We start from the raw sequence: 8,023 nt of genomic DNA, 5'->3' as shown, positions 1-8,023 counted from the left end.
GGGCGAGACCGCCGGGCCCATCCGGCGGTGCCGCTGACGGCGGCGGAGCTGGCCACCGATGCGACCCGCTGCGCGGCGCTCGGCGTCGCGGCCGTGCACGTCCATCCCCGGGACGAGGCTGGTGCCGAGTCGCTGCGGCCGGCGGTGATCGCCGACGCGCTGACCGCGATCCGTGCCGCCCGGCCGGGGCTGCCGGTCGGGGTGAGCACCGGGGCCTGGATCTCGCCGGATCCGGCTGCGCGGGTGGCCGCCGTCCGGGCCTGGCAGGTGCTGCCCGACTTCGCCTCGGTGAACGCGCACGAGCCCGGCGCCGAGGCGGTCGCGGCCGCCCTGCACGAGCGCGGTGTGCTCGTCGAGGCAGGGCTGTGGACGCTTGACGCGGTCGCGGCGTACCGCAGGTGGCGGGTGCCGGCCGGGCGGTTGCTGGTCGAGTGCATGGCTGAGGACGTGGCGGTCGCGTTGGCCGACGCCGCCCGGATCCTCGCCGCGCTGCCGGCGGACGCGCCGTCGGTGCTGCTGCACGCCGAGGGGCCGGCGACCTGGCCGGTCCTCGCCGAGGCGGTACGCCGGGGCCTGGCCACCCGGATCGGCCTTGAGGACACGGTGTGCCTACCGGACGGCTCACCGGCCGCGGACAACGCCGCCTTGGTCGCGGCAGCGGTGGCGGTGGGAGCCAGCTGACGTGTGATGAGACGGATGGGTCACACCTGGCGGGGTCGTCGGCCTTGTCTGAGAGCCGGCTGGACGGCGCTGAGCAGGCCCGACGTGTCCAGCGAGCGGTGCACCTCGCGGAGTTTGTCCTCTCCTGTCCGGCGCGATGTCAGCGCGTGGTGACGGTACGACTTCTCTCCGTTCGGGGGGTTTGATCATGAGTCCTTGACCAGAGCACCCCCGGCGACCTAGCCTCGCCATACAGGCTCACATTGCCCGACCAGCGCAGGCTAAGCGCACAACATAGATCGCGTAACAGAACAGCATCACTTTGGCCGACTCCGCGGCCTTTGGCAGCAGTTCCGGACAGGCCGGTCCGGATCGCTGCGACAACTGCACCCGGTCGCCGACGCTGCCTGCGGGCACCGCCGGCGGAGAAAGCTATCCACGGCCAGCCGCTCCGGTCGGGCGTCCACAGCCGCAGGAGTGTGCCCTCGGCACGGTCGCTGCGGTCTCGACGTTAGGGGAGGCGGCCATGGCGGGGCGGCGGCACAGGTTCATCGGTAGACCCGACGGGGTCCCGGCATGAACGCCTTCGACGTCGTGCTCCTCGCGGCCGTCCTCGTCCTCGCGGTGGTGGTGATCGGGGCCGTGCTGGTCGGCATCCGGACACTGCGCCGGATGGGCGCCGCGCCGGCTCCGGAGGACCCCGCCTTCATCGCCGAGAAGGACCGGCAGGAGCAGTCCCTCGCTGCCCTGCGGACCGCGGCGGACCAGGCGAACAGCACGATCGACGTGGCGAAGTCAGCGGCCGCTGCGGCCCGCACCGAGGCGGCGGCGGCGAAGGCCGAGGCGAAAGCGGCCCGCGCCGAGGCGCGTCGGGTCCTCGACGACGCCCGGGCCGAGGCGGACACCGTTCTGGAGCGCGCCCACAAGCAGGCCGAGGCGGACGCCGAGCAGTTGCGTACGGCAGCCCGGCGCAGCGGAGAGCGGGAGGTGGCGGTGCTCGCCGCCACGACCCGGGAGCAGGCCGCCGAGGTGGAACGTCGGGCCGCCCGGATGGACGAGCGGGAGCGGATGCACACCGAAGAGGTGGAGCGGTTCGCCGAGCGGGAGCGGCAGCTCACCGCCGCGAAGGCCGCCCTCGCCGCCCGGGAGGCCGCGCTCGCCCAGCGGGAGGCCGAGCTGGCCGAGTCGGAGGAGTTGCGCCGCCGGGAGTTGGAACGCGTCGCCGGGCTCACCGCCGAATCCGCGCGGCTGGAGCTGATCGACGCCATCGAGACCCAGGCCAAGCGGGAGGCGGCGTTGCTCGTGCGGGACATCGAGTCCGACGCGCGCAACACGGCCGAGCAGCGGGCCCGACACATCGTGGTGGACGCGATCCAGCGGGTCGCCAGCGAGCAGACCGCGGAGAGCGTGGTCAGCGTCCTGCACCTGCCCGGTGACGAGATGAAGGGGCGGATCATCGGCCGGGAGGGGCGCAACATCCGCGCCTTCGAGTCGGTGACCGGTGTCAACCTGATCATCGACGACACCCCCGAGGCGGTGCTGCTCTCCTGCTTCGACCCGGTCCGTCGGGAGGTGGGCCGGGTGACCCTGGAGAAGCTGGTGCTGGACGGGCGCATCCACCCGCACCGGATCGAGGAGGTCTACGACCTGGCCCGGCAGGAGGTGGAGCAGCTCTGCCTGCGCGCCGCCGAGGACGCCCTGGTCGAGGTCGGCATCACCGAGATCCACCCGGAGCTGGTCTCCCTGCTCGGTCGGCTGCGCTACCGCACCTCGTACGGGCAGAACGTGCTCAAGCACCTGGTCGAGACCGCCCACATCGCCGGCATCATGGCCGCCGAACTGCGGTTGGATGTGCCCATCATCAAGCGGTCGGCGTTCCTGCACGACATCGGCAAGGCGCTCACCCACGAGGTGGAGGGCAGCCACGCCATCATCGGCGCTGACCTAGCCCGCAAGTACGGCGAGCACGAGGACGTGGTGCACGCCATCGAGGCGCACCACAACGAGGTGCCGCCGCAGACCATCGAGGCAGTGCTCACCCAGGCCTCCGACGCCTGCTCCGGTGGTCGGCCGGGCGCGCGCCGGGAGAGCCTGGAGGCGTACGTCAAGCGGCTGGAGCGGATCGAGGAGATCGCCGCCGGCAAGCTCGGCGTGGACAAGGTCTTCGCCATGCAGGCCGGCCGGGAGATCCGGGTGATGGTCAAGCCGGACGACGTGGACGACATCGGGGCGGCCGTGCTGGCCCGGGACGTGGCCAAGCAGATCGAGGAGGAGCTGACCTACCCGGGTCAGATCCGGGTCACGGTGGTCCGCGAGTCCCGGGTCACCGAGATCGCCCGCTGAGTCAGACCGGCGGCCCCCTCACCGCGCGGACGCTGGAGATGACCGAAGGCCGCCCCGAGCAGTTCGGGGCGGCCTTCGGGTCTTCTGGTCGGTGTGACGTGGCTCAGACGCCCCCGCCGCCTCCGCCCGCGCCCTCGGCCTGGGACATCAGGGCCGCGGGCGGCGGGTTCTGCGCCGGGGTGTTCGCGGTCTTGCGACCCTGGGCGAGCCGCCGCTGGACGTACTGGGCGAGCTTCGACAGCGAGTAGTTCACCACGATGAAGAGCACGGCGATCACGACGTAGACCTGGATGGGGTTGCCCAGTGCGCCGATGATCTGCTTGCCGATGTTCAGGGTCTCCTCGTAGCTGATGATGAAGCCGAGTGAGGTGTCCTTGAGCACCACCACGAGCTGACTGATCAGCGCCGGCAGCATGATCCGGAAGGCCTGCGGCAGCAGGATCATCCGGGTGCTCTGCGCCGGGGACAGCCCGATGGCGGAGGCGGCTTCCGCCTGGCCGCCCGGCAGACCTTCCATGCCCGAGCGGAGGATCTCACCGATCACCACGGAGTTGTAGATGGTGAGGCCGATGACCAGGTACCAGAGGTTGTCGAAGTAGATGCCGAACTCGGGAAAGCCGCGGGCCACGAAGAAGATGGTGAGCACGACAGGCAGGCCGCGGAACACCTCGACGCAGACCCGGGTGACCACCGAGAGCAGCACGCTCAGCCCGCGCAGCAGGTACGCCAGCGGCGCGGCGAGACCGGTGAACTTGCGACCGGTCAGGCTCTTGAGCTGGATCCGCAGCACCGACAGCAGGGTGCCGACGACCAGCGAGGCCACGATGGCCATCGCCGCCGCGATCAGGGTGTTCTTGAAGCCGAGGCCGATCCGCTCCCAGACCAGGGAGAAGTTCTCGTTGGAGGGGTCGACCAGCGGACCCCACAGCTCCATCGACAACTGGCCCTTTTCGTCCAGGGGCCGGTAGACCAGAAAGTACGCACCGACGAGCAGGGCCAGTCCGGCGACGATGCTGCTGATCAGCGTGATCCGCCGCTGCCGGGGCCCGGGAACGTCGTAGAGGACGCTGGTCTGCTGACTCATCGGGCCACCGCCTGTCGCTTCTCGATCCGGTCCAGCAGGGTGCCGAGCGGCACGGTCATGATCAGATAGCCGATCGAGATGCCGAGGGCGACCGGTACGAAGGCGTAGCCTTCGGCCGAGGTGAGCTGGTCGGCGGTCTGTGACAGGTCACCGACCACCCCGAAGAAGCCGACCAGCGCCGAGTTCTTGATCATCGCGATGATCACCGAGCCGAGCGGCACGATGGATGCCTTCCACGACTGCGGCAGCACCACGTAGCGCAGGTTCTGCCCGAAGGTCAGGCCCAGCGAGCGGGCCGCCTCCGCCTGGCCGGAGGGCACCGCGTTGACCCCGGACCGAAGCGCCTCGCAGACGAACGCGGCGGTGTACAGCACGAGGGCGATCAGGGCGAATCGGAAGTACGGCAGATCGGTGCCGAGCCGGGTGAACAGCGAGTCGATCACCGGGATGCGGAGGAAGTCCGCGTTGGAACCGAGCGCCGGCAGGCCGAACGCGGCGAAGAACATCACCACGGTCAGCGGCATGTTGCGGAAGACGTTCACGTAGCTGGTGCCGAGCGCGCGCAGCGGCGGCACCGGCGAGATGCGGAGCACCGCCACGACGGCGCCCAGGATGAGGGCGCCGATCGCGGCGAGGAAGCAGATCTGGAGGGTGAGCCAGAAACCACCCGCAAAGACGTCGAACTTGTCGATGAGCACGTTCACGGGTCGGTGTTCCTCCCCACCCTCCAGATCGAAGGATCAGTAGCGGTTGATGGTGGGCGCCGAGCCCAGTTCCGCGCCGAACTTACCGGCGGTGTCGTCCCAGGCCTTCTTCCAGCTGCCGTCGGCGACAGCCTTGTCCAGGGTGTCGTTGATGAAGCTGCGGAAGTCCGCGTCCTCCTTCTTCACGCCGATGCCGTACGGCTCCTTGGTGAAGTTGCTGCCGGCCAGCTTGAAGGAGGCCTCGTCCTTGGCGATGTAGCCGAGCAGGATCACGTTGTCGGTGGTCACGGCGTCGACCTGGCCGCTCTTGAGGGCGTCGCGGCACTTGTCGTAGGTGTCGAAGGGCACCAGCTGGGTGGCGACGTCCTTGACGTACTTCTTGATCTCCTCGAACGGCGTCGAGCCGGTGACCGAGCAGACCTTCTTGGTGCCGTCCTTGAACGAGTCCGGACCGGTGATCGTGGTGTCGTCCTTCTTCACCATGATGTTCTGGCCAGCCTCGTAGTACGGCCCGGCGAAGGCGATGCGCTCCTTGCGCTTGTCGTTGATCGTGTAGGTCGCGGCGACCAGGTCGACGGTGCCGTTGACGATCACGTCCTCGCGGACCTTCGAGGGGGCCTCGACCCACTCGATCTTGTCCTCGGGGATGCCGAGCTCCTTGACGATGATCTTGGCGATCTCGACGTCGAAGCCCTCCGGCTTGCCGGAGAGGCCCTTCAGGCCGAAGCCGGGCTGGTCGAACTTGGTGCCGACCTTGATCTTCTGGGCCTTGTTCAGCTTCTCCATGGTGGTGCCGGCGGTGAACGACTTGCTGCCAGCGCCGGTGCCCTCCCCGCCGTCATCGCCACCACAGGCGGTGAGGCCGAGCGCCAGAGCGGCGACCGCGGCAACTGCCGCAACGCGCGTGATACGCATACTTTTCTCCTTCTTCAACGGAGCCCGCCGGCGTGCGGCACGCTCCACAACGGACGCCTAGTGCGTGAGGATCTTGGAGAGGAAGTCTCGGGCCCGCTCGCTGCGCGGGTTGGCGAAGAATTCCGCTGGTGGGGCGTCCTCGACCAGCTGCCCGTCAGCCATGAAGATGACCCGGTTCGCCGCGTGCCGGGCGAAGCCCATCTCGTGGGTGACCACGACCATCGTCATGCCGTCGCTGGCCAGCGAGGTCATCACGTCGAGCACCTCGCCGACCATCTCCGGGTCCAGCGCCGAGGTCGGCTCGTCGAAGAGCATCGCCTTGGGCTGCATGGCCAGGGCCCGGGCGATCGCCACCCGCTGCTGCTGCCCGCCGGAGAGCTGAGCCGGAAACTTGTCCGCCTGGTTGGCGATGCCGACCCGGTCGAGCAGGGCCAGGCCCCGCTCGCGCGCGGCGGCCGGCTTCTCCTTGCGGACCTTGATCGGGCCGAGGGTGACGTTCTCCAGGCTGGTCTTGTGGGCGAAGAGGTTGAAGGACTGGAACACCATGCCCACCTCGCTGCGCAGCTTCGCGAGGGGCTTGCCCTCGGCCGGCAGCGGCTGACCGTCGAAGGTGATGGTGCCCGAGTTGATCGGTTCCAGTCGGTTGATCGTGCGGCACAGCGTCGACTTGCCGGAGCCGGACGGGCCGATCACCACGACCACCTCGCCGCGACCCACCGACAGCGAGACGTCGTCCAGCACGTGCAGCGGCCCGAACCACTTGTTGACCGCGTCCAGCACGATGAGCGGTTCGCCCGTCGTCACGTCGTTCACCGTCCCTGTCGTCTCCCGGAGCGGGGTCGGTTGACCCCCGGTGCGGCCACTGTAGGCGGCGTGATGTGGCAGAACGCAACCCAGCGGGTCACGGAGCGGTAACACCGGTCACGATCGTTCTCGGGCGTCCGATTTTGGTCACCGGCTGGGTGGTGCCGGTGGCGATCGTGGCGCCTTGTCGAGATCATGGGGGGATGACCGAACCCGTACGGTTGACCATGTACGCCCGCGGCGGTGGCTGCGCCTGCAAGATTCCCCCGGGTGAGCTGGAGATCATGGTGGCCGGTCTCGGTCCGGCGACCGGCACCGCCGAGTTGCTGGTCGGGTTGGACCACGGCGACGACGCGGCGGTGGTGCGCCTGGATGAGCGGACCGGCCTCGTCAGCACCGCCGACTTCTTCACCCCGGTGGTCGACGACGCGTACGACTGGGGTCGGATCGCCGCGGCCAACGCGCTCTCCGACGTGTACGCGATGGGCGGCACCCCGCTGGTCGCGCTCAACCTGCTCTGCTGGCCGCGTGACGTGCTCCCGTTGGAGTTGGCCCGTGAGGTGCTGCGCGGCGGCCAGGACGTGGCGCGGGAGGCCGGCTGTCACCTGGCCGGCGGGCACAGCGTGGACGACGACGGCCCGAAGTACGGTCTCGCGGTCACCGGCACGGTCCGGCCGGAGGAGCTGATCACCCTCGACGCCGGGCGGGCCGGGGTGCCGTTGTCGCTGACCAAGCCGCTCGGGGTGGGTGTGCTGAACACCCGGCACAAGGCGACCGGGGAGAGCTTCCCGGAGGCGGTGGCCACGATGGCCGCGCTCAACCGGGACGCGGCCCGCGCGGCGGTCGCCGCCGGTATCCGCTGCGGCACCGACGTGACCGGGTTCGGGCTGCTCGGGCACGCCTCGAAGCTGGCCCGGGCCAGCCGGCTCACGGTGGCCATCGACACCGCCCGGGTGCCCTATCTGGCCGGTGCGCGCGAGGCGCTGCGCGACGGGTTCGTCAGCGGCGGCAGCCGGCGGAACCTGGACTGGGTGACCCCGTGGACCGACTTCGGTGCGGCGGACGAGGCGGAGCGGCTGCTGCTGGCCGACGCGCAGACCTCGGGTGGCCTGCTGGTCGCCGGTGAGGTGCCCGGCGCTCCCGTGGTGGGTGAGCTGCTGCCCCGGGGGGAGCAGCTGGTCGTGCTGCGCTGACCGGGGTGCTGTTGCCCGGCGGGGGACACGCGGCGGCGGTGGTACGGATGGCGCACCATACCCGATAAACTGTCACCTTCCCGCTACTCCGAGCAATGCCGCTCAGGGAAATTTTGCCCGGAATGGTCACAGACCGGTAACTTGCCCCCGGCTGGGGTCAAATGCCCCCCACCATCGTGAGTAAGGCCCGATCCGGAGGCCGGTGGGGACGAACGCAGCGAGGAGGCGGAATGACCGAGCTGTGGAACTGGAGAATCGACGGGGCTCAGCCCGTGGAGGTCTACCCGGCGCTGGCCGAGGCGCTTGGCCGGGTGGTGATG

Annotated in this window: 7 protein-coding genes; 3 read left to right on the top strand and 4 right to left on the bottom strand. The window is 69.9% G+C overall.

Annotated elements, in window-relative coordinates:
• A partial coding sequence (locus KBX53_RS14480) for a 3-keto-5-aminohexanoate cleavage protein (protein ID WP_210859748.1) occupies nt 1-681 on the top strand: 681 nt, incomplete at its 5' end.
• A gap of 555 nt (nt 682-1,236) precedes the next feature.
• Nucleotides 1,237-3,003 carry a ribonuclease Y gene (rny, locus tag KBX53_RS14475; RefSeq protein ID WP_030336772.1) on the top strand — a complete coding sequence of 589 codons (1,767 nt, stop codon included), beginning with the start codon at nt 1,237-1,239 and terminating at the stop codon, nt 3,001-3,003.
• Nucleotides 3,004-3,106: 103 nt separating this feature from the next.
• Here rny and KBX53_RS14470 read toward each other — a convergent pair whose 3' ends face one another.
• From KBX53_RS14470 to KBX53_RS14455, 4 genes are read right to left on the bottom strand one after another with little or no spacing between them, the layout of a single operon-like run.
• Nucleotides 3,107-4,087: an amino acid ABC transporter permease gene (locus tag KBX53_RS14470; protein ID WP_210859746.1), complete on the bottom strand. Its 981-nt coding sequence runs from the start codon at nt 4,085-4,087 to the stop codon at nt 3,107-3,109.
• On the bottom strand, nt 4,084-4,791 hold the full coding sequence (locus KBX53_RS14465) for an amino acid ABC transporter permease (protein ID WP_030336770.1): 708 nt from the start codon (nt 4,789-4,791) through the stop codon (nt 4,084-4,086). Before KBX53_RS14465 ends, KBX53_RS14470 begins: the two co-directional genes overlap by 4 nt.
• A 36-nt stretch (nt 4,792-4,827) precedes the next feature.
• Entirely contained in the window at nt 4,828-5,706 is an 879-nt protein-coding gene (locus tag KBX53_RS14460; protein ID WP_030336769.1) for a glutamate ABC transporter substrate-binding protein, read from the bottom strand.
• Nucleotides 5,707-5,763: 57 nt separating this feature from the next.
• Nucleotides 5,764-6,519 carry an amino acid ABC transporter ATP-binding protein gene (locus KBX53_RS14455; protein ID WP_210859744.1) on the bottom strand — a complete coding sequence of 252 codons (756 nt, stop codon included), beginning with the start codon at nt 6,517-6,519 and terminating at the stop codon, nt 5,764-5,766.
• A 194-nt stretch (nt 6,520-6,713) separates the two neighbouring features.
• On the opposite strand from KBX53_RS14455, the gene selD reads away from it, so the two are divergent.
• Complete coding sequence (gene selD, locus KBX53_RS14450; RefSeq protein ID WP_210859742.1) at nt 6,714-7,703, top strand: selenide, water dikinase SelD; 990 nt, start codon at nt 6,714-6,716, stop codon at nt 7,701-7,703.
• The last annotated feature ends 320 nt before the right edge of the window (nt 7,704-8,023 follow it).

Origin of the sequence: Micromonospora sp. M51, from assembly GCF_018070305.1 — a bacterium.
Lineage (GTDB): Bacteria > Actinomycetota > Actinomycetes > Mycobacteriales > Micromonosporaceae > Micromonospora > Micromonospora parva.
Note: the sequence above shows the minus strand (reverse complement) of the source record. Positions and strands in the feature narration are given on the sequence as shown.